At 68.1% G+C, this 24704-nt stretch carries 17 protein-coding genes; 16 read left to right on the forward strand and 1 reads right to left on the reverse strand.

The annotated features are described in order from the left end of the window. The first annotated feature begins 46 nt into the window (after positions 1 to 46). Together Tchl_RS17575 and Tchl_RS07415 are read left to right on the forward strand one after the other, a co-directional pair. The gene (locus Tchl_RS17575; RefSeq protein WP_083945179.1) at positions 47 to 3583 is read left to right on the forward strand and encodes an EAL domain-containing protein; all 3537 of its coding nucleotides are present in this window, start codon (positions 47 to 49) and stop codon (positions 3581 to 3583) included. Positions 3584 to 3712: 129 nt separating this feature from the next. After that, positions 3713 to 5482 carry a putative bifunctional diguanylate cyclase/phosphodiesterase gene (locus tag Tchl_RS07415; protein ID WP_232311691.1) on the forward strand — a complete coding sequence of 590 codons (1770 nt, stop codon included), beginning with the start codon at positions 3713 to 3715 and terminating at the stop codon, positions 5480 to 5482. Positions 5483 to 5495: 13 nt separating this feature from the next. Here the strand turns inward: Tchl_RS07415 and Tchl_RS07420 are convergent, their stop codons facing one another. Then, positions 5496 to 6344 (reverse strand): IclR family transcriptional regulator, encoded by an 849-nt coding sequence (locus tag Tchl_RS07420; RefSeq protein ID WP_075147836.1) that lies wholly within the window; start codon positions 6342 to 6344, stop codon positions 5496 to 5498. A 207-nt stretch (positions 6345 to 6551) separates the two neighbouring features. Between Tchl_RS07420 and Tchl_RS07425 the strand changes: the two genes are divergently transcribed. The 14 genes from Tchl_RS07425 (at position 6552) to Tchl_RS07490 (ending at position 24653) form a co-directional block, all read left to right on the forward strand. Beyond that, positions 6552 to 7514 (forward strand): MBL fold metallo-hydrolase, encoded by a 963-nt coding sequence (locus tag Tchl_RS07425; protein ID WP_075147837.1) that lies wholly within the window; start codon positions 6552 to 6554, stop codon positions 7512 to 7514. Between the two features lie 116 nt (positions 7515 to 7630). Beyond that, positions 7631 to 9313 (forward strand): FAD-dependent oxidoreductase, encoded by a 1683-nt coding sequence (locus Tchl_RS07430; protein ID WP_075149634.1) that lies wholly within the window; start codon positions 7631 to 7633, stop codon positions 9311 to 9313. Between the two features lie 11 nt (positions 9314 to 9324). Beyond that, positions 9325 to 9552: a DUF2783 domain-containing protein gene (locus Tchl_RS07435; protein ID WP_075147838.1), complete on the forward strand. Its 228-nt coding sequence runs from the start codon at positions 9325 to 9327 to the stop codon at positions 9550 to 9552. 84 nt (positions 9553 to 9636) lie between these two features. Next, a complete protein-coding gene (locus Tchl_RS07440; RefSeq protein ID WP_075147839.1) occupies positions 9637 to 10647 on the forward strand; it encodes a fumarylacetoacetate hydrolase family protein in 1011 nt (336 codons plus the stop codon). A gap of 118 nt (positions 10648 to 10765) precedes the next feature. After that, the gene (locus Tchl_RS07445; protein WP_075147840.1) at positions 10766 to 11803 is read left to right on the forward strand and encodes a TRAP transporter substrate-binding protein; all 1038 of its coding nucleotides are present in this window, start codon (positions 10766 to 10768) and stop codon (positions 11801 to 11803) included. Positions 11804 to 11843: 40 nt separating this feature from the next. Beyond that, positions 11844 to 12815 (forward strand): helix-turn-helix domain-containing protein, encoded by a 972-nt coding sequence (locus Tchl_RS07450; protein WP_232311692.1) that lies wholly within the window; start codon positions 11844 to 11846, stop codon positions 12813 to 12815. Between the two features lie 283 nt (positions 12816 to 13098). Continuing rightward, positions 13099 to 14613, forward strand: a complete 1515-nt coding sequence (locus Tchl_RS07455) for a flavin monoamine oxidase family protein (protein WP_083945180.1) — start codon at positions 13099 to 13101, stop codon at positions 14611 to 14613. Next, entirely contained in the window at positions 14613 to 14999 is a 387-nt protein-coding gene (locus Tchl_RS07460) for a c-type cytochrome (RefSeq protein WP_232311693.1), read from the forward strand. Before Tchl_RS07455 ends, Tchl_RS07460 begins: the two co-directional genes overlap by 1 nt. A gap of 59 nt (positions 15000 to 15058) precedes the next feature. Further along, entirely contained in the window at positions 15059 to 15511 is a 453-nt protein-coding gene (locus Tchl_RS07465) for a Cif family virulence factor (RefSeq protein ID WP_146060809.1), read from the forward strand. Between the two features lie 257 nt (positions 15512 to 15768). Next, on the forward strand, positions 15769 to 17136 hold the full coding sequence (locus tag Tchl_RS07470) for a DUF1329 domain-containing protein (RefSeq protein WP_075147841.1): 1368 nt from the start codon (positions 15769 to 15771) through the stop codon (positions 17134 to 17136). 89 nt (positions 17137 to 17225) lie between these two features. Beyond that, positions 17226 to 18968, forward strand: coding sequence for a DUF1302 domain-containing protein (locus tag Tchl_RS07475; protein ID WP_075147842.1), 1743 nt, complete (start codon positions 17226 to 17228; stop codon positions 18966 to 18968). 80 nt (positions 18969 to 19048) lie between these two features. Then, a complete protein-coding gene (locus Tchl_RS07480; RefSeq protein ID WP_075147843.1) occupies positions 19049 to 21442 on the forward strand; it encodes an efflux RND transporter permease subunit in 2394 nt (797 codons plus the stop codon). A gap of 13 nt (positions 21443 to 21455) precedes the next feature. After that, positions 21456 to 22463: a WD40/YVTN/BNR-like repeat-containing protein gene (locus Tchl_RS07485; protein WP_075147844.1), complete on the forward strand. Its 1008-nt coding sequence runs from the start codon at positions 21456 to 21458 to the stop codon at positions 22461 to 22463. Between the two features lie 198 nt (positions 22464 to 22661). Continuing rightward, positions 22662 to 24653 carry an acetoacetate--CoA ligase gene (locus Tchl_RS07490; protein ID WP_075147845.1) on the forward strand — a complete coding sequence of 664 codons (1992 nt, stop codon included), beginning with the start codon at positions 22662 to 22664 and terminating at the stop codon, positions 24651 to 24653. Positions 24654 to 24704 lie beyond the last annotated feature (51 nt).

Raw genomic sequence — 24704 nt, forward strand, 5'->3', positions numbered from 1 at the left:
CATATCTTGTAGACTGGTTCCAGTCAACGACAGGAACGAGGCCTGAATGCCGCTGAGACGATGGCACATCATCGCGATTGTCAGTGTTCCAGTCCTGCTTTCGCTGGTGCTGGTGCTGTTCGTTTTGCGCGGCCTGCTCGATGACTGGGCCTATGCGCGCTGGAGCGAGGACCACGGCAGCCTGGCGGCGACGCTGGCCGCAGGGGTGGACCGGGACATCGGTTTCGCGGTCGATCAGCTGCGCCTCGCCGCCAGCGCGCCAGCGTTCGGCCATCTGGCCGAGCGCGCCCGCATCGACCCGGCGATCAACGGCCTGCCCGAGCGGCTCGATGCGGGCAAGCGGCGCATTCTCGAGCAGCTCTACACCCAGGGTGCGTTCTCGGTGCTGTTCGTGCTCACCCCCGAAGGCGAGCATTACCTCGCCCACCCTTTTTCCGTACAGCGCGGGCTGAAGCAGCACAGCCTGGCCGACCGGGCGTATTTCCAGCAGGCCCGCAACACCGGCGAACTCGCCATTTCCGACAGCTTCATCGGCGCCGACGGGGTGCCGGCGGTGGCGTTCGATCTTCCCGTACGCGACCCACGGGGGACGATCATCCTGCACCTGGGCGGCGTGATGCACCTGGAGCGCTTGTCCCGGTACCTCGCCCGCGACCGGATCGATCCGTTCGGAATGGCGGTGCTGGTCGATCGGCGGGGAACGCCGATCGCCCATAGCGATCCGGTGCGCCTGGCGCAGGGGCGGCTGCCGGCGCTGGCCGCCCATCCCCGCTTCAATGTCGCGGTGGGCCGGGACGCGACGGATCTCTTCCTGCCGTTCGGTGGCGGGGTGGCGCATGCGGCGGATCTGGAACGGCATGCGCCGGTCCGCTTCATGCGCCTGGTCGATGCCGAACGGACGGCCTGGGGGGCGTTCGACGCCGAGCTGGCGAGCGGCTGGCGGCTGTTCCTGTTCCAGCACGACCAGCAGGTCTATGACCAGATCGCGGCGCATGTATGGAGCACGGCCGGGCTGTTCGCCGCGGTGGTGGTGCTGACCGGCCTGCTCGGACTGGCCATGGCGTTGCGTTTCGGCCGGGGCTGGCAGCAGGCCGAGGAGGCGCTCAGCGAAGCCAACCTGCTGCTCGAGCAGCGCGTCCGCCAGCGGGCGGTGGCGCTGCGCGACTCGGAAGCCCGTTACCGGACCCTGTTCGAGTCGACCGGGGAAGCCATCCTCGTCATCGACAGCGGCATCATCATCGATTGCAACCCGGCGGCCGTCCGCATGTTCGGCGCGCATGACCGGGATGAACTCATCGGGGCGCACCCGGCGCGCCTGTCGCCCGACCTGCAGGCGAACGGGGAAAGTTCCCTGTCCGAGGCGGACCGGTTCATTGCGCAGGCCTTCGAAGGCGGCAAGCCTTCGTTCGAGTGGACGCACCGGCGGGTCGACGGCCAGTTGTTCACTGCGGACATCCGCCTCAGTCGCACCGAACTCGATGGCCGTGCCATGGTGCAGGCGAGGCTGCAGGACGTCACCGAGCGCAAGCAGGCCGAAGCCCGCCTCGAACTGGCGGCGAGCGTGTTCAGCCATGCACGCGAGGGCATCACCATCACCGATGCGAAAGGCGACATTCTCGATGTCAATGATGCGTTCACCCGCATCACTGGTTACGAGCGCGACGAAGTCCTCGGCAGGAACCCGCGCATGCTCCAGTCCGGGCTGCACGACCAAGCGTTCTATGCCGCGATGTGGCACGACCTGAACGGGAACAGGTTCTGGGAAGGCGAGGTCTGGAACCGGCGCAAGTCAGGGGAGCTGTATCCCGAGTTGCTGACCATTTCGGCCGTCACCCGGACCGATGGGCAGGTTCAGCACTACGTTGCGGTGTTTTCCGACATCTCGCGGCAGAAGGAGAGCGAGGCCCGGCTGGAGCACCTGGCGTATTTCGACGAGCTGACCGGCCTTCCCAACCGCAGCCTGCTCGCGGACCGCCTCGATCAGGCGATGGCGCATGCGCGGCGGACGAGCGCGCGGGTGGTGCTCGCCTATATCGATCTGGACGGCTTCAAGGCGATCAACGACGCTTACGGACACGAGACCGGCGACCGCGTGCTGAGCGAGATCGCGACCCGGCTGAAGGCCTGCGTGCGCGAGCAGGACACGGTCGCCCGCCTCGGTGGCGACGAGTTCGCCGCGGTGCTGACCGACCAGCTTCCGGGAGAAAGCGGCCACGCCGTGCTCCAGCGCCTGCTCGGTGCCATTGCCGAGCCGGTCGAGATCGACCACCGGATGCTGAGGGTGTCGGGCAGCATCGGCACCACGTCCTACCCCCAGCGTGAGGAAGTCGATCCCGACCAGCTCCTGCGCCAGGCCGATCAGGCCATGTACCAGGCCAAGCTTGCCGGCAAGAACCGCTACCACACCTTCGATCTGGATGCGGACGACCGCCAGCGCATTCGCCATGGGCATCTCGACCGCATCGGCGAGGGGCTTCAGCGCGGTGAATTCGTGCTCTATTACCAGCCCAAGGTCAATATGCGCAGCGGCGTGGTGCTCGGTGCCGAAGCCCTGATCCGCTGGCAGCACCCCGAGCACGGCCTGTTGCCGCCGGCAGCGTTCCTGCCGCACCTTGTCCAGCATCCGCTCGAAGTCGAGCTCGGGCGCTGGGTGATCGACACTGCGCTGACCCAGATCGAGCGCTGGCAGGCCCACGGCCGGCTGCTCGCGGTCAGCGTCAATGTTGCCGGCCATCATCTGCAGCAGGTGGATTTCGTCGACGAACTGACCGCGCTGCTGGCGGCCCACTCCGGGGTGCCGGCCGGTGCGCTGGAGCTCGAAGTGCTCGAGAGCTCGGCGCTCGAGGACATCGAGCACGTCTCCCGGGTGATCGACGAATGCGCCCGGCTCGGCGTGCGCTTCGCGATCGACGATTTCGGCACCGGCTATTCCTCGCTGACCTACCTCAAGCAGCTCTCTGCCGGGACGCTGAAAATCGACCAGAGCTTCGTCCGCGACATGCTCGACGATCCGGACGATCTCGCCATCCTGGAGGGGGTGATGGGGTTAGCCGGCGCGTTCCATCGCGAGGCCGTGGCCGAGGGCGTGGAAACGGAAGCGCACGGGCGGATGCTGCTGCAGCTGGGGTGCGAACTGGCGCAGGGCTATGCCATCGCCCGCCCGATGCCGGCCGAGGACGTCCTGCCCTGGGCGTCTCGCTGGCGGCCGGCGCCGACCTGGGTGCGGACGCTGCGCCTGCCTCCGGAGGCGCTGTCGGGGCTGTATGCGTGTGTCGAGCATCGCGCCTGGGTGGCGCGCATCGAGGCTTATCTGGCCGGTGCCGATGACACGCCGCCGGTCCTGGCCGCGCACCAGTGCCGTTTCGGAAAATGGCTGGATGCGCAGCCCGGCAGCGGCGACCGGGCGCCGGCGATCGCAGAGATCGGTGCGCTGCATGGCGACATCCACACCCTGGGCGATACCCTCGTGGCACTGCATGCCGACGGTCGCGCCGACGAGGCGCGTGCCGGGCTGGAACAGCTGCATCACCTGCGCAACTGCCTGCTCGCGGCGGTTGAGGCGCTGCCCGTCCGGACGGCCTGACGGGCGTGCGGGAAGGGGCGGGCGGCGAGGCCGGTGCCGCCCGCGGCCCCCGCTCCAGCGGTCGACACGTCCCTGCAACATGCGGAGCCCACCATCCCCGGGCTTCTTTTTTTTGCGGGGATGATCTCGATGGCATCGGTTCGCGTTGGTCGCGGTTTCGTCGCACGCGCCCTGGGCTGGGTGGGCAATGGCACTTGGCGGCTGCCGCTGGCGCTGACGCTGGGTATCGCGCTGTCGATCGTGGCAGTGGCGGGGTGGTCGGTCGGCGAACAGCGGCTGGCACGCGTCGACCCCGCGCAGGCTGCGGCGGCCCTCCCTTCGCGGGAAATCGCGTTGGCGATGACGGGGCATGTCGCCGGGCTTCTCGGCGAAGCCGGGGCAACGGCTCCGCCCGCTCCGGCGGCGCTGGCGCGGCCGCGGGCGCTTTCGGAGCCGCCGCTGCTTGCGGCGCTGAGCATGGCGCTGCTGGTGGCGGTGCTGTGGCTGGCGCTCGTCCTGCGCCGCGAGGAAGCGCGCTTGCACGCGCTCGACGAAGGGGCGCGGCGCGGGCGCGAGCAGATGGTGCTGCTCGAGGGCGAGAAAAAACGTGCCGTCGAGGCGGCGGCCTGCGACCACCTCACCGGGCTGGTCAACCGCAGGGTGTTCAACGAGCTGGGGCAGAAGCACCTGCGGCAGGCGCGCTGGAACGCGCGCCACTATGCGCTGCTGTATCTCGACCTCGACCGCTTCAAGGGCGTCAACGACTCGCTCGGGCATCACGTCGGGGATCTGCTGCTGCAGGCGGTCGCGGCGCGGCTGAGGAAGGCGCTGCGCGCCTCGGACGTGATCGCGCGCATGGGCGGAGATGAATTCGCCATCTTGCTGACCGAGCTTTCGGATGTCGCCGATGCCGAACGGCTTGCCGCCAAGCTCGTGGATGCGATCGGCCAGCCCTGCACCGACCTCGACGGTCACGACCTGCAAGTGGGCACCAGCATCGGGATCGCCGTCTTCCCGCGCGACGGCGTCGATGTCGGCACCCTGTGCCGCAACGCCGACGCGGCGATGTACGAATCCAAGCGCGCGGGCGGCGCCCGCTTCACTTTTTACGACAACTCCCTCAACCGCGCCGGCGACTGGCTGTTCAGCCTCGAGCAGCGCCTGCCGCGGGCGATCGCCGAAGGAGAGCTGGTGCTGCACTTCCAGCCCAAGGTGCGGCTGTCGGATTTTCGCATCGTCGGCCTGGAGGCGCTGGTGCGCTGGCAACATCCCGAGCACGGGCTGATCTTCCCGAAGGACTTCGTCGCGCTTGCCGAGGAGACCGGCCAGATCGTCGAGCTGGGCAAGTGGGTCGTGCGTGCCTGCATCCGGCAACAGGCCGCCTGGCGCGCCGAGGGGCTGACGCTGGTGCCGGTCGCGTTCAACGTTTCCGCCCGCCAGCTGGAGGACGATCACCTGTGCGCCTTCATCCGGGACGAGCTCGAGGCGCACGCGCTCGAAGGCCGGCTGCTCGAGGCGGAGATCACCGAAACCGGGCTGGTGGAATCGGTCGAACAGGCCGGCCGGGTGCTGGCCGCGCTCGAAGGCCTCGGCCTGTCGATCGCCCTCGACGACTTCGGCAGCGGCTTCTCCAACCTGAACTACATCCGCTCGATGCCGATCGGGACGATCAAGATCGACCGCGCCTTCGTGTGCGACATCCGCAACCGCCCCAGCGACGCGGTGATCGTGGAGTCGATCGTCGCCCTGGCGCACAAGCTGGGCCTGTGCGTGGTCGCCGAAGGGGTCGAGACGCTCGAGCAGATCGTCCATCTGAAGACCGCACGGTGCGACGTCGTGCAGGGCTACTACCTCAGCCGCCCGGTGCCGGCCGCGGCCGCGTGCGAGCTGGTCCGCGGCGCCTATGTGAAGCAGGGCTGAGTACGCCCGGGGCTCAGGGGGCGCCGGTCGGGGTGGCGGTCGGGGTGCCGCAGTTTCCCAGCCGGCGGCCGATTTCCTCGGCGCAGGCCTTGACCCGGGTCGCCGTGTCGCCGTCCCAGTCGGGGTCGAAGCTGCCCGCCGGCCCCATCGCGGTGATCGCCAGGGCGAGGCCGCCGGTTGCATTGAACACCGGAGCGCAGAAGGCGTTGATGCCGGGAATCGGATTGCCCAGCGCGCGTGCCAGGCGCTGGCGGCGGACTTCGCCGAGCACTTCGTCAGCGTGGCGCCGGGACAGGCGCAGGGCGGGCTGGTCGGCGGCGGCGAAGCGGCCGAGCTCGTCCTCCACCAGCGGGCGGATGATGCGCTCGGGCAGAAAGGCGGCGAACACGCGCCCGGTGGCCGACAGCAGCAGCGGCGTCATCACCGTTCCGGGGCGCATGTTGACGTGGATCTGCTTGCGGCACTCCTCGATGTGCACGATGGTGGGGCCGAGGTTGCCCCACACCGCGATCGCGACGTTGAGCTCGATGTCGTCGGCGAGCTTCGCCACTTCGGGCATCGCCGCCTTCAGCGGATCGAGCGCGTGCAGCGCGGTGAGGCCGATCTGGAGCGCGAACGGACCCAGCGCGTAGCGTCCGCTGTGGGTGTCCTGCTCGATCAGGCCGAGCTTGCCGAAGCTGACCAGGTAGGGGTGGGCCTTCGCCGGCGGCATCCCGGCTTCGCGGGCGAGATCCTTCAGCATCATCGGCCGGGGGTTGCGTACCAGCGCCTGGAGCAGTGCGCCGCCCACTTCGATCGACTGGATGCCGCGACGGTCGGCGCGTTCGAGCGCGGGCGCGTCCGTCCCCGGCGCCTCCGCCATGTCGTCTGCCTGTGGTCCGGTGTGCTTGCTTTCCGCCATCGTCTTCTCCCAATCGCGCGGATATTAACGTGAAGCCGTCCGCACTGCGCGGCGGCCCGGGGCAATGATGGCTCGTCCGGATGAATTTAACAATATCGAACGTATTGACCATAAGCGAACTCGTGCTTATGATCTGTCCATCGCCCGACCCACAACAGAGAGACCAACATGAACACCAAGCAATTCGCCTCCCAGGCCGACCTCGAGGAAAAGCAGATCAGCTGGGAAAAACTCTCGGACAACGCCTATGCCTACACCGCCGAGGGCGACCCCAACACCGGGGTCATCATCGGCGACGACGGCGTGATGATCATCGACGCCACCGCCACCCCGGTGGCGGCGCAGGGTGTGATCGCCAAGGTGCGCGAGCTCACCGACCTGCCGATCAAGTACGTCGTCCTCACCCACTACCATGCGGTGCGCGTGCTCGGCGCCTCGGGCTACAAGGACGAAGGCCTCGAGCAGATCATCGCCAGCCAGGACACCTACGAGCTCATCAAGGAGCGCGGCCAGCAGGACATGGACTCCGAGATCGGCCGCTTTCCGCGCCTGTTCCAGGCGGTCGAGAGCGTGCCCGGGCTGACCTGGCCGACGATGACCTTCCAGGGCGAGATGACGCTGTGGCTGGGCAAGCTCGAAGTGAAGATCAAGCAGCTCGGCCGCGGCCACACCAAGGGCGACACCATCGTCTATCTGCCGGCGCAGGACATCTGTTTTTCCGGCGACCTGGTCGAGGCCGACGCCGCCTGCTACACCGGCGACGCCTATCTCGCCGACTGGCCGCAGACGCTCGACCGCCTGGCGGCGATGAACTTCGCCAAGCTCGTCCCCGGCCGCGGCCCGGCGCTGATGACGCCGGACAAGGTCCGGGCCGGGCTGGCCTACACCCGCGATTTCGTGTCCACGCTGTTTCGCAGCGCGCAGGAAGCGGTGGCGATGGGCATGGACCTGAAGGCGACGATGGCGCACACGCGCAAGAACATGGACCCGAAGTTCGGCCAGGTCTTCATCTACGAGCACTGCCTGCCGTTCGACGTCACCCGCGCCCATGACGAAGCCGGCGGCATCCGCGATCCGCGCATCTGGACCGCCGAGCGCGACCAGCAGATGTGGCACGCGCTGCAGCAGTAAGGTCCGCGGCCAGCGCTGCCCCGGCAGCGCGCCGCGCCTTCGAGTGGTGCAGGACTCCGGCCCGATGCACGCGAGGATGAGCGGCCGGAGCGAATCAATAATTGGAGGAGACCCTCGTGCTGAGCACGTTCAAATACCCGAAATTCGATTACGTCCGCCCCCCCGAGATCGTCGAGGGGCGCGACGGCCATTACCCGGTGGTGATCGTCGGCGCCGGTCCGGTGGGCCTGGCCGCGGCGATCGACCTTGCCCAGCAGGGCCAGCGCGTGCTGCTGCTCGACAACGACGACACGGTGTCGATCGGCTCGCGCGGAGTGTGTTACGCCAAGCGCGCGCTCGAAGTGCTCGACCGGCTTGGCTGCGGCGATGAAATGGTGGCCAAGGGGGTGTCGTGGAACGTCGGCCGCACTTTCTTCCGTGAAGAGGAAGTGTTCAGTTTCGACCTCTGCCCGCAGCCCGATCATCACCGCCCGGGGATGATCAACCTGCAGCAGTATTACCTCGAAGACTACCTGGTGAAGCGTGCGCGCCAGCTGCCCAACCTGGAAATCCGCTTCAAGAACAACGTCATCGGCGTGACCCCGGCGGCGGAGCAGGCCACGCTGCGGGTCGAGACTCCCGACGGCGCCTACACGCTGTCTACCGACTGGCTGGTGGTGGCCGACGGTGCGCGCAGCCCGATCCGCCACATGCTGGGGCTGGACATCGAAGGCAAGGTCTTCTACGACCGCTTCCTGATCGCCGACGTGGTGATGAAGGCGGAGTACCCGACGGAGCGCTGGTTCTGGTTCGACCCGCCCTTCCACCCCAACCAGTCGGTGCTGCTCCACCGCCAGGCCGACAATGTCTGGCGGATCGACTTCCAGCTCGGCTGGCAGGCCGACCCGGAAGAGGAGAAGAAGCCCGAGAACGTGATCCCGCGGATCAAGGCGATGCTCGGCGGCAACGGCAATGAGGACCGCGAGTTCGAGCTCGAGTGGGTCAGCGTGTACACCTTCCAGTGCCGGCGCATGAACCGCTTCAACCACGGCCGCGTGCTCTTCGTCGGCGACGCCGCGCACCAGGTCTCGCCCTTCGGCGCGCGCGGCGCCAACTCCGGCATCCAGGACACCGACAACCTGATGTGGAAGCTCAAGCTGGTGATGGACGGCAAGGCACCGGCGACCCTGCTCGACAGCTACAGCGAGGAGCGCGTCTTCGCCGCCGACGAGAACATCATGAACTCGACCCGCTCGACCGACTTCATCACCCCCAAGAGCACGGTCAGCAAGACCTTCCGCAATGCCGTGCTGGGCCTCGCCGAGCACCATGCGTTCGCCCGCGCGCTGGTCAATTCCGGCCGCCTGTCGGTGCCCAGCTTCCTCACCGAGTCGCCCCTGAACACGCCCGACGGTGAGCCCTTCGCCGGCGACATGGTGCCCGGCGCGCCGCTCGACGATGCCCCGGTCGACGGTGCAGACGCCGGCCGGCCGTGGCTGCTCCAGGCGCTGGGGAACCGCTTCCAGCTGCTGTATTACGTGGCCGACGCCTCCGCCCTCGACCCGGCCACGGTCGACGCGCTGCACGGCCTGAACGAAGGCCCGATTCCGGTCGAGCCGATCGTGGTCGCGGCGCGCGGCGCGGCGCCGGCCGGGCTGCGCACCCTGATCGATGCCAAGGACCGCGTCCGCGAGCGCTACGACCTGCAGCCGGGCACCGCCTACCTGGTCCGCCCCGACCAGCACGTCGCCGCGCGCTGGCGCGCGTTCGACCCCGCGAAGGTGCGTGCCGCCCTCGCCCGTGCCACCTGCAACGCGTAAAGGAGAATGAAATGGACGCCCTGAATACCCAGCCCAACCTGTTCGAGCCCGGCAAGCGCTATTTCCGCGCGTTTTCCCCCGGCGACGATTTCTACGAAGCGCTGATCGAAACCCACCGCGACCTCGGCGACGAGCAGAGCGCGATGGTCAACGCGCGCCTGATCCTGCTGCTGGCGAACCACATCGGCGATATTTCGGTACTGCGCGAGGCGCTGCGGATCGCCCGCGAAGGCGTTTGAAGCGTCCCCGACGAGAACGGGAGAGACCACCATGCCGGCCCAGAGGATTCATCATGCGGACGGCCACTACAAGGAGATGTTCCAGTGAAACTCGCCACCCTCAAGCACGGCGGCCGCGACGGCACCCTGGTCGTCGTCAGCCGCGACCTCACCCGCTGCCGTGCGGTGCCGGCGATCGCGCGCACGCTGCAGGCCACGCTCGACGACTGGACGGTGTGCGAGCCGCAGCTGCGCCAGGTGTACGAGGCGGTCAACAGCGGCGCGGTCGACGCGCAGCCCTTCGACCAGGCCGCCTGCGCCTCGCCCCTGCCGCGCGCCTATCAGTGGGCCGACGGCTCGGCCTACCTCAACCACGTCGAACTGGTGCGCCGCGCGCGCAACGCCGAAGTGCCGGCGAGCTTCTACACCGACCCGCTGATGTACCAGGGCGGCTCGGACAGCTTCATCGGCCCGCGCGACGCGGTGGTGGCCGACGAGGCCTGGGGGATCGACTTCGAGGCCGAAGTCACCGTGGTCACCGGCGACGTGGCGCTGGGGGCGAGCCCGGAAGAGGCGGCGCAGGCGATCCGGCTGGTGATGCTGGTGAACGACGTATCGCTGCGCAACCTGATCCCGAATGAGCTCGCGAAGGGCTTCGGCTTCTTCCAGAGCAAGCCCGCTTCGGCCTTCAGTCCGGTGGCGGTGACGCCCGACGAGCTCGGCGCGGCGTGGAAGGACGCCAAGGTGCACCTGCCGCTGGTGGTGCATCTGAACGACAAGCTGTTCGGCAAGCCGAACGCCGGTGTGGACATGAGCTTCGACTTCGGTCGGCTGGTCGCCCACGTGGCGAAGACGCGCGCGCTCGAGGCCGGCTCGATCATCGGCTCGGGGACGGTGTCGAACAAGCAGGGCGACCTGTGGGGCTCGTCGATCGAGCACGGCGGTGTCGGCTACTGCTGCCTGGCGGAGCTGCGCACCTACGAGACCATCGAGCAGGGCAAGCCGGCGACCCCGTTCATGGGCGACGGCGATACCGTGCGCATCGAGATGTTCGATGCGGCAGGGAAGAGCATTTTTGGTACGATCGAGAACCGCGTTGCCGCGCTGAAAGCCTGAGCGCGTCGCCCGGCCCGACTCCACACGCCTGCCGGCAGCCTGACAAAGGCTGCCGGCAGGCGTTCGCGCTCGATTCCGGCGTTTGTTCACCTATCTTGTCACTTCGAGGAAATCCCCCATGAACAGGCATACCCTGAGCTCTTTCCTGGCCGCCACGGCGATGCTGTTCGGCTCCGCCGCGGCCCAGGCCGAGGAAACCATCACCCTGAAGGTCGGCCATTTCTGGCCGGCGACGGCGATGAGCCAGAAAAAGGTGCTCGAGCCGTGGTGCGACAAGATCGCCGCGGAGTCGGGCAACCGCCTGAAGTGTCAGATCTTCCCCGGCACCCAGCTCGGCGGCACGCCCGGCCAGCTCTACCAGCAGGTCGCCGATGGCGTGGCCGACATCGCATGGACGCTGCCCGGCTATACCGGGGGGCGCTTCCCGTCGATGGAGGTGTTCGACCTGCCCTTCCTGATCCGCGATGCCGAGAGCGCGAGCCGGGCGGCGTGGGAATATGCGCAGCGCTTCGGCGCGAAGGAGTTCGCCGCGGTCAAGCCGCTGGCCTTCCATGTGCATGACGCCGGCCAGATCCACAACAACAAGCGCCCGATCGAAAAGCCGGCCGACTTCCGCGGGCTGAAGATGCGCGCGCCGACCCGCCTCACCAACCGCATGCTCGCCGAACTGGGGGCGACGCCGGTGGCGATGCCGGCGCCGCAGACGCCGGAAGCGGTGTCGAAGGGGGTGGTCGACGGCTACGTGCTGCCGTGGGAGGTGATCCCGACCCTGAAGCTGCACGAACTGACCAGGTTCCACTCCGAAATGGACCCGGCCCTGCCGGCGCTGTACACCACGTCGTTCATCATCGCGATGAACAAGGCCACGTACGCGAGCCTGCCCGACGACCTGAAAAAAGTGATCGACGCCAACTCCGGGGCCGATTTCTCCGCCGCGATCGGCAAGGCCTGGGACGACTCGGCCGCCGCCGCGCGCCAGCAGGCGGTCGAGCGGGGCAACCGCTTCAACACCATCCCCGCCGACACCGCGACCGAATGGCTGGCGCTCGGCGAACGCCTCGCCGACGACTGGGCGAAGGAAATGAGCGCCAAGGGCCTGCCCGGCCAGGAGATGCTCGATACCGCGCGCAGCCTGGTGAAGCAGTACAGCAAGTAAGCGTGGTGCCTTCCTGTCCGGGGCGGATGGGGGCGGTCGGATGAATGCCGGGCACAGCGTGCCGATCCGGGACGTGGCCGAGCTGGGCCGGGAGTTGACGGCCTGGTCGGCGGTCTATGAGCAGATGACGCCGGGCGTGTTCGAAGGCCGGGTCCGCGAGCGCTGGATCGACCCCGGGATCGAGATCCTGTGGGAAAAAGGCTCGCAGTCGGTGTTCACCAGCGGCGCCAGCCGCGCTGGCATGGTGTCGATCGGCGTCCTCGTCCCGCCCGGGCAGGCCGGCCTCTACTGCGGCATGCCGCTGGGCGGTGATGCGGTGACCTGCCTGCCGGGCGGGCATGGTTTCGAACTCTTTTGCCGCGGCGGCATGGACATCGTGTCCGCAACCATCGCCGAGCCCCTGCTGCTCGAAGCGGTCGGAGAGGGCGGGGATCGAGCGCGCCTCTGCGCGCTTTTCGAGCGTCCGCAGCTGCGCGTTCAGCCGCCTGCGGCCAGGCGGCTGCGGCGTTCCCTGCTCGAGATTGTCCACGCCCTCGAACAGCGGCCGGCGCTGCTCGGCTTCGAGGCCAGCCGCCAGGCGATGCGCGACTGCGTGCTGGCGCTGGCGGTCGATCTGCTGGCGGCCGATGGGCGGCAGGGCAAATGGGCTTTGCACCCGAGCGTAAAGGGTTGGCTGGTGCGCGGGGCGCGTGAATACGTGCTCGACCATCCCGCCGAGCCGCCCTCGGTGAGCGCCCTGTGTGGTCATTTCGGGGTCTCCCGGCGCACCCTGCAGTACGCGTTCGACGAGCTTGCCGGCCTTGGCATCGTGCAGTTCGTGCGCGGCGTCCGCCTCAACGGTGTCCGCCGCGAGCTGATCGCGACCGCCGCCGATCCGGCGGTCGCGATCGCCGACATTGCCGCGCGCTGGGGGTTCTGGCACCTGCCGCGATTTTCTGCGTACTACCGCGGCCTGTTCGGCGAGCTGCCTTCCGCCACCCGCCGCCGCGCGGCGACCAGCTGCGGGCGCTGAGTCGAAGACCGCGCGGCCGTCTCCGGGGCCGCCGCCGCGCCTCTCTTTCCCGCGCTCCGCCGCCGTGTATTTCCGCGGCTGCCGGCCGCGCCCGCCGAAGATTCGCGCCCCCTCCCGGCGGGCGGCGGAGGGTGTGCAGCGCAGCATGAATTCCTGCCGAAAGTGGATAACGGGCAGGCGCAGCCGCGCCCTAGACTGTCTCCCGGGCGGCCCTCGGGCACCCGCATCGCTCGAAAACAAGCCGCTGCGCTGGATCGTGGCGGTCAATGAGGAGACAGCCAGCATGAACATTCCACCACCGGACAGCCGGGGGGCGGGCGACTCCGCCGCTCCTGGCGTCACCGCGACCCCGCCGGAGCGTGCCGCCGGGACGCCCGATCCTTCCCGCCGCCGCTTCTTCAAGACCGCGGCAGCCACTGCTGCAGCCACCGCGCTGCCGCTTTCCGCACATGCGGTGGCGAGCGCGCCAGGGGACGCCCGCTACGACGTCGCCGTCATCGGCGGCGGCTTTGCCGGGGTCACCGCGGCGCGCGAGCTGGCGCAGCGGGGAGCGAAGGTGGTGCTGCTCGAGGCGCGCAACCGCCTCGGCGGGCGGACCTTCTATTCCAGCTTCGGCGACAAGAAGGTCGAGCTCGGGGGGACCTGGATCCATTACACGCAGCCCCATGTGTGGGCTGAAGTGATGCGCTACGGCATGGAGATCGCCGAAACCCCCGGCGTCGCCCATCCCGACCGCGTGCTGTGGATGTCGGCAGGCAAGGTGCTGGAGATCCCGGTGATGGAGAACTGGGCCCTGCTCGAGGATGCGCTGAAGCGCTTCCACGCCGACACCGGCAAGGTCTTCGCCCGCCCCTTCGTGCCCGGCTTGCCGGCCGCGGGGCGCGCCCTCGACCACCTGTCGATCGCCGACCGCATGGCACAGATCGAGATGAGCCCGGCGCAGCGCGACCTGATGAACGCGATGATGGCGACCAACTGCCACGGCCGCATCGACACCGCGGCCTATACCGAAATGCTGCGCTGGTGGTCGCTGGTCGATGGCGATGCGGCGCGGCTGGTGTACAGCTGTGCGCGCTACAAGCTCAAGGACGGCACCGCGGCGCTGATCGAGCGCATGGTGGAAGACGGCGGCTTCGAGACCCGGCTGGCGACGGCGGTTGCCGAAGTCAAGCAGTCGGCCACCGGCGTGACGCTGGTCACCGAAGAGGACGCGCGCATCGACGCGCGCTACGCCGTCCTCAGCGTGCCGGTCAACACCACGGGGATGATCGAGTTCTCCCCGCCGCTGCGCGCCGCCAAGCAGGCGATGGCGAAAGAGCACCATGCTGGCAAGGGGCACAAGCTGTACCTGAAGGTCAGGGGGCGGCTGGAGACGCTGCTCTTCTTCGCCCCCGAGACCGAGCTGTTCACGATGGTGTTCACCGAGCAGGCCGGCGAGGAGGGCGGCGTGCTGGTGGCCTTCGGCCCGCCCGCCGGCGGCAAGGTGGACCTGAACGACCCGAAGGCGATCGAGCCGTTCATCCGCAGGTTCCTGCCCCACCTGACGGTGGAGCAGGTGCTGGGCTACGACTGGGGGCTCGACCCCTATTCCCAGGGCACCTGGTGCACCTACCGGCCGAAGCAGTTCGGCGCCTACCTGGACGACCTGCGTGCGCGCGAAGGGCGGCTGTTCTTTGCCGGCGCCGACATCGCCACCGGCTGGCGCGGCTTTATCGACGGTGCGATCGAGTCCGGCCTGCAGGTCGGGCAGGCGGTGGCCGCCGAGCTGCGCCGCGAGGGCCGGGGCAGGAGCGCGTGATGGCGATGACGACGACGATCTGCCGCCGCGCGGCGGCGGTGGTCCTTTGCGGGCTGGCGGCCGCCGTGCAGGCGGCGGGCGAGGGGACGACAGGCGAGGGGGCCGCGTTCGTGCAGTGCGCGCCCTGCCACGCGGTGAGTGCGGGCGGGGCGCACGGAGTCGGGCCCAACCTCTACGGCGTGTTCGGCGGCGATATCGCCGCCGCCCCCGGCTTCGTCTTTTCGCGCGCACTGAAAAAACGCCCAGGGCGCTGGACCGAAGCCGAACTGCACCAGTGGCTGGAAGATCCGCAGGCCTACGCGCCGGGCACCAAGATGGCCTATGCCGGGCTGAAGGATCCCGTGGCGCGCCAGGCGGTGATCGATTACCTCAAGGCCCGGCGCTGAGGCGCCCGGGCAAAGCCGATTTTTCCCGATCAACGGCCGTTTCCGGCCCGGAGGACCTCATGAAATTCCCTACCCTATCCGCCTCGCTTGCCGCCTGCGCACTGTCGAGCGCGGCGATCGCCGACGATGCCGCTGATTTCGATGCCGCGCTCGCAGAGCGCTATCGCGCGGTCGAAGCGGCGATCGAGGCGCGCGACGGTGCGCGCTGGTTCCGCGAACTCTACGACGACGACATCGTGCTGACCGGCGAAGGCAGCCCGGCGGCGGTCCGCGGGCGCGCGGCGCTGATGCCGGTGATCGCCGAGATCGTCAGGACCACGCGCAGCTGCACCTTGACCCCCGACCCGGCGCGCGGACAGTCCGGTGCGCTGGGGTATTCGTTCGTGACCTACGACTGCGCGCCGGACGACGCCTCCGCACCCCGCTATCAGGTGCGGGCGTTGTTCGTCTGGGCGCGCAAGGTGCAGGGCTGGCGGGTGGTTGCGGAAACCTACCTGATGGGGCGGATGTAAGGCGGCGGTCGCGCAGCGGCAGTGCCGCTGCGCGACCGGTGTTGGCGGGCTGTATCGCGTCCGCTACAACTGCGCACAAATCGGCACATTTCACCAAAAGGCGGTTTACACCGCGGGTCTAGTCTAGCGGCATTCACCGGTCCGCGAGGCTGGCGAAGAGGACGAAGAGGGCGACGTTCATCGACCGACGGGCGGGGAGGGTGCCGGCAGCATGCGGGCTCTCGTCCGAACAAAATCAAAGAGAAGAGGAGACATCCATGAAGTTCTTCAAGCTGACTGCGCTCGCCTGCGCATTGCTGGCCGGGCCTGCCGCCATGGCTGCCGATGCCGCCAGCCTGGGCAAGGAGCTCACCCCGCTCGGTGGCGAACGCGCGGCCAACAGCGACGGCAGCATTCCGGCGTGGGACGAGGGCGGCGCGCTGAAGCCAGGCTGGACCTACGGCCAGCCGCGGGGCGACTTCTTCAAGTACAAGGACGACAAGCCGCTGTTCACGATCGACGCCTCGAACGCCGACAAGTACGCCGACAAGCTCAGCGAAGGCCAGATCGCGGTGATGAAGGCGTTCAAGAACTACAAGCTGGAGGTCTACCCGAGCCGGCGCTACTGCTCGTCGCCCGATTTCGTCCAGGCCAACACCAAGGCCAACGTCGGCAGCGCAAAGATCGGCGCCGACGGCTGGAGTCTGGCCGAAGCGACCGTGCCCGGCGTCCCCTTCCCGCTGCCCAAGAGCGGCATCGAAGTGCTGTGGAACGCCAAGATGAAGTACGCCGGCGTGGGGCTCGACATGAAGGCGCTGTGGATCATGCTCTCGCCGCGCAGCAGCGGCGGCGACTGGATCGAGGCCGGCTCCACCCAGGCCTATTACTATCCCTGGGGCAAGAAGGGCTCGCACAAGCTGAGCGAGCTGCCGCCGGTGGAGTACCACACCTACTTCAACTACACCTCGCCGACCGCGCTCGCCGGACAGGCGCTGATCGTGAGCTCCTACCTCAACAAGACCAGCGACGTTTTCTACTATTTCCCCGGCCAGCGTCGCGTGCGCCGGATGCCGAGCTACTCCTACGACGCGCCGCAGGTCGGCTTCGAGAACCAGTACACGCTCGATGAACCGCGCGTGTTCAACGGCACCCCCGACCGCTTCGACTGGAAGCTGGTGGGCAAGAAGGAGATGTACATCGGCTACAACGGCTTCGGCATGTACGACCCCAACGTCGATCGCCGCAAGGTGGTCACGTCCGACGGCGTCGATCCGAAGGCGACGCGCTACGAGCTGCACCGGGTGTGGGTGGTGGAGGCGACGGTGAAGGACGGCGTGCGCCACGTCGCACCGAAGCGCCGCTTCTACTTCGACGAGGACTCGTGGTCGCTGATGGCCGCCGAGGACTACGATGCCCAGGGCAAGCTGTGGAAGATGCGCGAGAGCTTCGTGATCCCGGTCGCCGAGACCGGCTCCTGCGACAACCCGGCCTTCGTCCAGTACGACCTCAACTCCGGGCGGGTGCTGTTCGACCAGTCGGGGATGGGCGCCGGCAAGGACATGTCGTGGTCGGTCGAAGCCGACGATCCGAAGTTCAAGGACGCGTTCTACACCCCCGACAACCTGCGCGCGATCAGCGACCGCTGAGGCGCCGTCCCTTTCCTTCCTGAACCTCACCCGAGCTTTCGCGCCGCGGCCGGCATCCGGCCCGGCGGGCAGCTCTGCGGAGAACGATCATGACGACACAGTTGAAAAAACTGGTGCTGGGACTGGCCGTCGCCGGTGTCTGCGCCCCCGCGGCCCATGCCTTCCAGTTCGAGAGCGGCGCGGTTCGCGGTTCGCTCGATTCCACCCTTACCCTGGGCTTCGGCCAGCGCGTCGAAGACCAGAGCTGCAGCCACCACGGCGACGTCTCGACCTCCTGCGGGGATCGCGCCAATACCGCGGTGTGGGGCAATGGCGACGACGGCAACCTGAACTACGACAAGGGCGATCTGTTTACCGCCCACCTGAAGGGCTCGCACGAGCTGCTGCTGAGCTTCCCCAATGAGTGGAAGTTCATGGGCCGGGTCGGCTGGCTGTACGATTTTGCCGCCGACGAGACCGCGCGCACCCCGCTCGACGGCGAGGCGAAGCGTGCGGTGGGGCAGTACGCCCGCCTCTACGACCTGTGGGTGAGCAAGGAATTCGACATCGGCGAGCGCCGCGGCCGGGTGCGCTTCGGCAACCAGGTGGTGAGCTGGGGCGAGAGCCTGTTCATGATCGGCGGCATCAACTCCAACGTCGCGATGGACCTGCAGCGCCTGTCTTCGCCGGGAGTGCAGCTGAAGGAGGCTTTCCTGCCGTCGCCGGCGATCAGCTTCGCCGCCGGCCTGGGCAAGGGCGTGAACCTCGAGGCTTACTACCAGTTCCAGTGGAAGCCTTACAGCTTCCCGCCCTCGGGCACCTACTTCGCGCAGAGCGATACCTTCGACAAGGGGCGTGACGATTTCCTCTACTTCGCTCCCGACCCGGCCAGCCAGATCCTCGCCGAAGGCGGGCGGGTGACACGCTCGACGCTGGCGGCCAAGCGCGCCGAAATGATCGCCGACGGCACCGCCTTCCCGGTGCTCAGCGACGACGAGCCGGGCAATTCGGGCCAGTTCGGGGTCTCGCTGAAGTACCGCCCGGAAGGCGTCGACGTCGATCTCGGCTTCTACTACCAGCGCTTCCACGACAAGACCCCCAACGTCCAGTACTGGAACCGCGACGTGACCGGCACGCGGATGTACTTCGAGGAGGACCGCGAGCTGTACGGGATCAGCGCCAACACGTCGATCGGCAACTGGGCGGTCGGTGCCGAGCTGTCGTACCGGCCCGATGACGCGGTGTCGCTCGGGGTGTGCATGAACATGGACGGCAGCGGCGACGGTCTCGAGTACGGCGTCGAGTGCAACAGCTCGATCGACAAGGAGCGCTACCAGCTCCATCTCACCGGCATCCTCAGCCTGACGCCGGGCGACCACGGCTGGTTCCTCGATCTGGTCGGCGCGCAGACCGCCACCTTCCTCGGCGAAGCGGTTGCGATCGCCTATCCGGGGGTGAACAAGAACAAGGTGTTCACCCGCAGCCAGAACGGCATCGCCTACCAGCAGCTGCCGGCCTCCGGGGCATGGACCGCGCCCGAAGGCGTGGGTGACAAGCTGTCGTGGGGCTACATGTTCGATTTCAGCCTGGTCTATGACAGCACGATCATTCCTGGCTGGCAGGTGATCCCGGGCGTGTTCTTCTCCCATGCGGTGAACGGCAACACGCCGAACTTCATGGCGAACTGGATGGAAGGGGCGAAGTCGGCCAACTTCTACGTGCTGTTCAACCGCAACCCGATGACCTGGCAGGCCGGTATCAACTACACGACCTTCTGGGGCGGCGACCACTCGTTCAGTGCGCCCTACAAGGACCGCGACTTCGTCGGCGGCTTCATCTCGCGCAACTTCTGATCCCTGCCGCGGGGGCGGCATGAGCCGCCCCCGGCAGGCCGCGCCTCCATTGGCCTCATCCCCGACCGGTACGTCCGACCATGCTCAATCCTTTCAGCGTCAGCGACGTTGACAGCTTCCTCACCAAGTACCTGCGCTGGCTGGAAGATCTGTGCTTCCGCTTTCGCCACGCCATTCTCGTCCTGCTCGCGCTGTTTACCGCGCTGATGGGCTATTTCGCCCTCCAGCTGCGCATGGATGCCGGCTTCGAGAAGCAGATGCCGATCGGCCACGAATACATCCAGACCTTCAACCAGTACCGTGACGATGTGCTCGGCGCCAACCGCCTCAACATCGTGGTCAAGGCGCGCGAGGGCAGCATTTGGACGCCGGCCGGGCTCGAGCGCCTGTACGAGGTGACCCAGGCGGTCAGTTTCCTGCCCAACATCGATCGCCTCGGCGTGCAGTCGCTATGGACGCCGAACTCCTTCGTCAACGAGATCACCGAGGAAGGCTTTCGCGCCGATCCGCTGATCTCCGGCACCATCACGCCGCGCGATCTCGACGCCGAGGTCATCGCCGGCATCCAGCGCGCGGCCAGCCAGGGCGGCTTCGTCGGCACCCTGGTGTCGCGCGACCAGAGCAGCGCGATGATCGTCGCCGAACTGCACGAAACCGACCGCGACGGCCAGGCGCTCGATTACGTCGCCTACAACCACCTGCTCGAGGAGTTGCGGGCGAAGTTCGAGGACGCCCAGTTCGAGATCCAGATCATCGGCTTCGCCAAGCAGATCGGCGACATCGCCGACGGCGCCTCGGCGGTGCTCGAGTTCTGCCTCATCGCCCTGGTGCTGACCGCGATCGCGGTGTATTGGTACTGTCACTCGGTGCGCTTCACCCTGTTGCCGATCGTGTGCTCGCTGACGTCGCTGGTGTGGCAGTTCGGCACCCTGAAGCTGCTCGGCTACGGCCTCGATCCGCTCGCGGTGCTGGTGCCCTTCCTGGTGTTCGCGATCGGGGTCTCGCACGGCGTGCAGCAGATCAACTTCATCGTGCGCGAACTGTCCCACGGCAAATCCACCGAGGAGGCCGCCCGCGCCAGCTTCACCGGGCTGCTGATTCCGGGCACCCTGGCGCTGGTGACCGCCTTCGTGTCCTTCATCACGCTGTATCTGATCCCGATCCCGATGGTGCGCGAGCTGGCGATCACCGCCTCGCTCGGTGTCGGCTACAAGATCATCACCAACCTGGTGATGCTGCCGCTGGCGGCGTCGCTGTTCACCTTCACCAAGGAATACGCCGACAAGGCGGTGCTCAAGCGCGAGCAGCGCTCGGTCTGGCTGCGCACGCTGGCGCGCGTGGCCGAGCCGCGCAACGCCGCGATCGTGATCGCGCTGACCCTGGTGGTGTTCGTGGTGGCGGTGTGGCAGAGCCACGACCGCGTCATCGGCTCGGTGCAGCCGGGCGCGCCCGAACTGCGCGCCGAGGCGCGCTTCAACCGCGACGCGGTGTCGATCGCGACCAACTACGACACCGGCCTCGACTGGCTGACGGTGATCTTCGAGGCACCGCCCGACGCCTGCGACAACGTCGAGGTCGGCCACTACCAGGACCGCTTCGTCGCCGCGATGCAGTACGTTCCCGGGGTGCTGTCGGCGCTGTCCTTCTCCGGCCAGCTGCGCACCTACAACGAGGGCTATAACGAGGGCAACCCGAAGATGTCGGTGGTGCCGATCGACGCCGGCAACTACGCTGCGCTGGCGACCGAGATCGGCCGCGTGCGCGGCTTCATGAACAAGGACTGCAGCATGACCGCGGTGCACCTGTTCCTGACCGACCACAAGGCGACCACGATCAACCGCGTGATCGAGGAGGTGAAGGCGTTCCGCGCGCGCGACCAGGAGCGCGAGGTGCGCATCCGCCTCGCTTCGGGCAATGCCGGCGTGCAGGCCGCGGTCAACGAGGAAGTGCACAAGTCCGAGCTGCCGATGATGCTCTATGTGTACGCCGCGATCATGATCCTGGTGGCGCTGATGTACCGCGACTTCCGCGCCGTGATCGCGTGCTGCCTGCCGCTCACCGTGGGTACCTTCATCGGCTACTGGTTCATGAAGGAACTCGAGATCGGGCTCACCGTGGCGACCCTGCCGGTGATGGTGCTGGCGGTCGGGATCGGCGTCGATTACGCCTACTACATCTACAACCGGCTGCAGCTGCACCTTGCCCGCGGCGAGCACATCGTCAAGGCGCTCGAACACTCGATCCTCGAGGTCGGCACCGCGACCATCTTCACCGCGATCACCCTCGCCGTGGGGGTGGCCACGTGGATGTTCTCCGAGCTCAAGTTCCAGGCCGACATGGGCAAGCTGCTGGCCTTCATGTTCATGGTCAACATGGTAATGGCGATGACCGCGCTGCCCGCCTTCGCGGTCTGGCTGGAGCGCCTGTTCCCGCGCAAGGGCCCGGTCCGGGCGCCCGGCATCCTGGCCCACTGATTCGGGAGAAAGCATGGACATCGAACTGAAACCGGGCCGCGCGCGCATCGTGCGCGCCGTCGCCACGCTTGCTGGCGCGCTGTCGCTGCTGGCGGCGCCCGCGGCCTTTGCCCAGGAGGCCGCAGCCGGGAGCGCGGCCTTCGCCCCCCGAGCCGTGGAGCGTTCGCCGTTCGCCGAGCGCACGATGATCCTCGCCGCGGCCCATGCGGGCGAGCGCATCGTCACCGTCGGCGACCGCGGCGTGGTGTTGCTGTCCGACGACCGCGGGCGGACCTGGCGGCAGTCTGCGGGGGTGCCGGCGAATGCGATGCTGACCGCGGTCAGCTTCGCCGACGCGCGCCACGGTTGGGCCGTGGGGCACTGGGGGACGATCCTGCACACCGCCGATGGCGGCGAGACCTGGGCCGTACAGCACGTCGATACCGCCGAGGACCGGCCGCTGTTCTCGGTGCATTTTTCCGATCCGCAAAACGGCATCGCGGTCGGGCTGTGGGCGCTGATGTTGCGCACGCGGGACGGCGGGCGCAGCTGGGAAGAGGTCGAACTGCCCGCCGCGCCGGGCGAGTCGCGCGCCGACGCCAACCTGATGCACATTTTCCAGAGCCCGCGCGGCGACCTGTTCATCGCCGGCGAGCGTGGCAGCGTGCTGCGCTCGACCGATGGCGGCGAGACCTGGTCCTGGCGTCCGACCGGTTACCGGGGCACGTTCTGGAGCGGGACGGCACTCGACGATGGCACCCTGATCGTCGCCGGCCTGCGCGGCAGCGTCTATCGCAGCGCCGACCACGGCGACAGCTGGCAGTCCACCGGGGGCGCCACGCGCAGCTCGATCACCGACCTCGCCCAGCTCGATGGCCGGGTGCTGGCGGTCGGGCTGGACGGCGTGAGCCTGGAAAGCAGCGACCGGGGACAGACGTTTACCGCACGCCAGCGCGAAGACCGTCTCGGCTTGACCGCGGTCCTCGCGGTCGAGGGCAAGGCGCTGGTGTTCTCGCGCAACGGCGTGCTACCGGAACAGTGAGCGACGGCCAGGCGGCCGTCCGTCGAATCTGCGGCCCCTCATGGGGCCGTTTTCGATGGTGCGCTCTGGTAAGGTGCGGGCGGGGGCAGGGTGATCGCGTCAATTTGTCATTGATGAACGAATTGACCAGTAACGAATTTGACGATAGAGTCCGTCCCAGCCCTGCATCACCGATAAAACTGCTGGAGACAGCCGTCGATGAGCCTCGATACCCCTCTCTGGACCCCTTCCGCCGAGCGCATCGCCGCGGCCAACGTCACCGCCTTCCGCCTCGCGGCGGAGCAGCGCTGGGGCGTGAGCCTGCCCGACTACGGCGCGCTGTACGCCTGGTCGGTGGCGCAGCCCGAGCAGTTCTGGGTCAGCATATGGGACGGCATATGGGACGGCGAGGGCAGCGGCGGCGTCATCGGCGCGCGCGGCGCGCGCGTGCTGGTCGACGCCGATCGCATGCCGGGGGCGAAGTGGTTTCCCGATGCGCGGCTGAACTTCGCGCAAAACCTGCTGCGCGCGCGCGACGACCAGGATGCGATCGTGTTCTGGGGCGAGGACCGGGTGCACAACCGCCTCACCCGCGCCGAACTGTACCGGGCGGTGGCCCACTTCGCCGCCGCCCTGCGCGAGCAGGGCGTGGTCGCCGGCGACCGGGTCGCGGCCTACATGCCGAACCTGCCCGAGACGGTGATCGCGATGCTCGCGGCGGCGAGCATCGGCGCGGTGTTCACTTCGGCCTCGCCCGACTTCGGGGTGCAGGGCGTGCTCGACCGCTTCGGCCAGACCGCACCCAAGGTGCTGCTCGCCTGCGACGGCTACTACTACAACGGCAAGACCGTCGATGTGCTCGGCAAGCTGGGCGAGATCGTCGGCGGGCTGCCCTCGGTCGAGCGCGTCGTCGTCGTCCCCTACGTGCACCACCGCGACGACCTCGCCGGGGTGCCCCATGCGCGCTCGTACGCCGACTTCGTCGCCCCGTTCCGCCTCGTTGACGACATCGAGTTCGCCGCGCTGCCCTTCGACCACCCGCTCTACATCATGTACTCCTCGGGCACCACCGGCGTGCCCAAGTGCATCGTGCACGGCGCCGGTGGCACCTTGCTGCAGCACCTCAAGGAGCACCGCCTCCATGCCGACGTCAAACCCGGCGACCGCGTCTTCTACTTCACCACCTGCGGCTGGATGATGTGGAACTGGCTGGTGTCGGCGCTCGCCGCCGAAGCCACCGTGCTGCTCTACGACGGCTCGCCCTTCGCCGGCGCCAACCGGATCCTGTTCGACTACGCCGATTCGGAGCGCATGACCCACTTCGGCACCTCGGCGAAGTTCCTCGACGCCGCGGCGAAATTTGGCCTCAAGCCCCGGGAAAGCCACCGCCTCGATACGGTGCGCGCGCTGCTGAGCACCGGCAGCCCGCTGGTGGCCGAAGGCTTCGACTACGTCTATCGCGAGATCAAGGCCGACCTCCAGCTGTCGTCGATCTCGGGCGGCACCGACATCGCCTCCTGCTTCGTCCTCGGCTCCCCGGTGCGGCCGGTGTGGCGCGGCGAGATCCAGTGCCGCGGCCTGGGGATGGCGGTCGAGGTGTGGGACGAGGACGGCCGCCCGCTGCGCGGGGAAAAGGGCGAGCTGGTGTGCACGCGGCCGTTCCCGGCGATGCCGGTCGGCTTCTGGAACGACGCCGACGGCAGCAAGTACCGCGCCGCCTACTTCGAGCGCTTTCCCGGAGTGTGGTGCCATGGCGACTTCTGCGAGCTCACCGCGCACGACGGCGTAGTGATCTACGGGCGCTCGGACGCGACCCTGAACCCGGGCGGGGTGCGCATCGGCACCGCCGAGATCTACCGCCAGGTCGAGCAGCTCGCCGAAGTGGTCGAATCCCTGGTGATCGGCCAGGACTGGCCGCCGCAGAACCCCAACGACGTGCGCGTGGTGCTGTTCGTCAAGCTGCGCGAAGGCCTCGTGCTCGACGAGGCGCTCGTCGAGCGCATCCGGCGCACCATCCGCGAGCACACCACGCCGCGCCACGTGCCGGCGAAAGTGCTGCAGGTGGCGGACATTCCGCGCACCAAGAGCGGCAAGATCGTCGAACTGGCGGTGCGCAACGTGGTGCACGGCCGTCCGGTGAAGAACCAGGAAGCGCTCGCCAACCCCGAGGCGCTGGCGCACTTCCGCAATCGTGCCGAGCTCGATGCCTGAAAACAATCCCCCCCTGTCGGCGCTGGCCGACCCCGAGCGCAGGGCGGCCGC

Origin of the sequence: Thauera chlorobenzoica (assembly GCF_001922305.1) — a bacterium.
GTDB classification, from domain to species: domain Bacteria; phylum Pseudomonadota; class Gammaproteobacteria; order Burkholderiales; family Rhodocyclaceae; genus Thauera; species Thauera chlorobenzoica.

Excerpts from the sequence above, each read along its gene's own strand:
- Tchl_RS07450 (WP_232311692.1), top strand. The coding sequence starts at position 11,844 with ATGAATGCCGGGCACAGCGTGCCGATCCGGGACGTGGCCGAGCTGGGC.
- Tchl_RS07465 (WP_146060809.1), top strand. The coding sequence starts at position 15,059 with ATGAAATTCCCTACCCTATCCGCCTCGCTTGCCGCCTGCGCACTGTCG.
- Tchl_RS07485 (WP_075147844.1), top strand. The coding sequence starts at position 21,456 with ATGGACATCGAACTGAAACCGGGCCGCGCGCGCATCGTGCGCGCCGTC.
- Tchl_RS07480 (WP_075147843.1), top strand. The coding sequence starts at position 19,049 with ATGCTCAATCCTTTCAGCGTCAGCGACGTTGACAGCTTCCTCACCAAG.
- Tchl_RS07415 (WP_232311691.1), top strand. The coding sequence starts at position 3,713 with ATGGCATCGGTTCGCGTTGGTCGCGGTTTCGTCGCACGCGCCCTGGGC.
- Tchl_RS07425 (WP_075147837.1), top strand. The coding sequence starts at position 6,552 with ATGAACACCAAGCAATTCGCCTCCCAGGCCGACCTCGAGGAAAAGCAG.
- Tchl_RS07460 (WP_232311693.1), top strand. The coding sequence starts at position 14,613 with ATGGCGATGACGACGACGATCTGCCGCCGCGCGGCGGCGGTGGTCCTT.
- Tchl_RS17575 (WP_083945179.1), top strand. The coding sequence starts at position 47 with ATGCCGCTGAGACGATGGCACATCATCGCGATTGTCAGTGTTCCAGTC.
- Tchl_RS07455 (WP_083945180.1), top strand. The coding sequence starts at position 13,099 with ATGAACATTCCACCACCGGACAGCCGGGGGGCGGGCGACTCCGCCGCT.
- Tchl_RS07435 (WP_075147838.1), top strand. The coding sequence starts at position 9,325 with ATGGACGCCCTGAATACCCAGCCCAACCTGTTCGAGCCCGGCAAGCGC.
- Tchl_RS07420 (WP_075147836.1), bottom strand. The coding sequence starts at position 6,344 with ATGGCGGAGGCGCCGGGGACGGACGCGCCCGCGCTCGAACGCGCCGAC.
- Tchl_RS07475 (WP_075147842.1), top strand. The coding sequence starts at position 17,226 with ATGACGACACAGTTGAAAAAACTGGTGCTGGGACTGGCCGTCGCCGGT.
- Tchl_RS07470 (WP_075147841.1), top strand. The coding sequence starts at position 15,769 with ATGAAGTTCTTCAAGCTGACTGCGCTCGCCTGCGCATTGCTGGCCGGG.
- Tchl_RS07445 (WP_075147840.1), top strand. The coding sequence starts at position 10,766 with ATGAACAGGCATACCCTGAGCTCTTTCCTGGCCGCCACGGCGATGCTG.
- Tchl_RS07490 (WP_075147845.1), top strand. The coding sequence starts at position 22,662 with ATGAGCCTCGATACCCCTCTCTGGACCCCTTCCGCCGAGCGCATCGCC.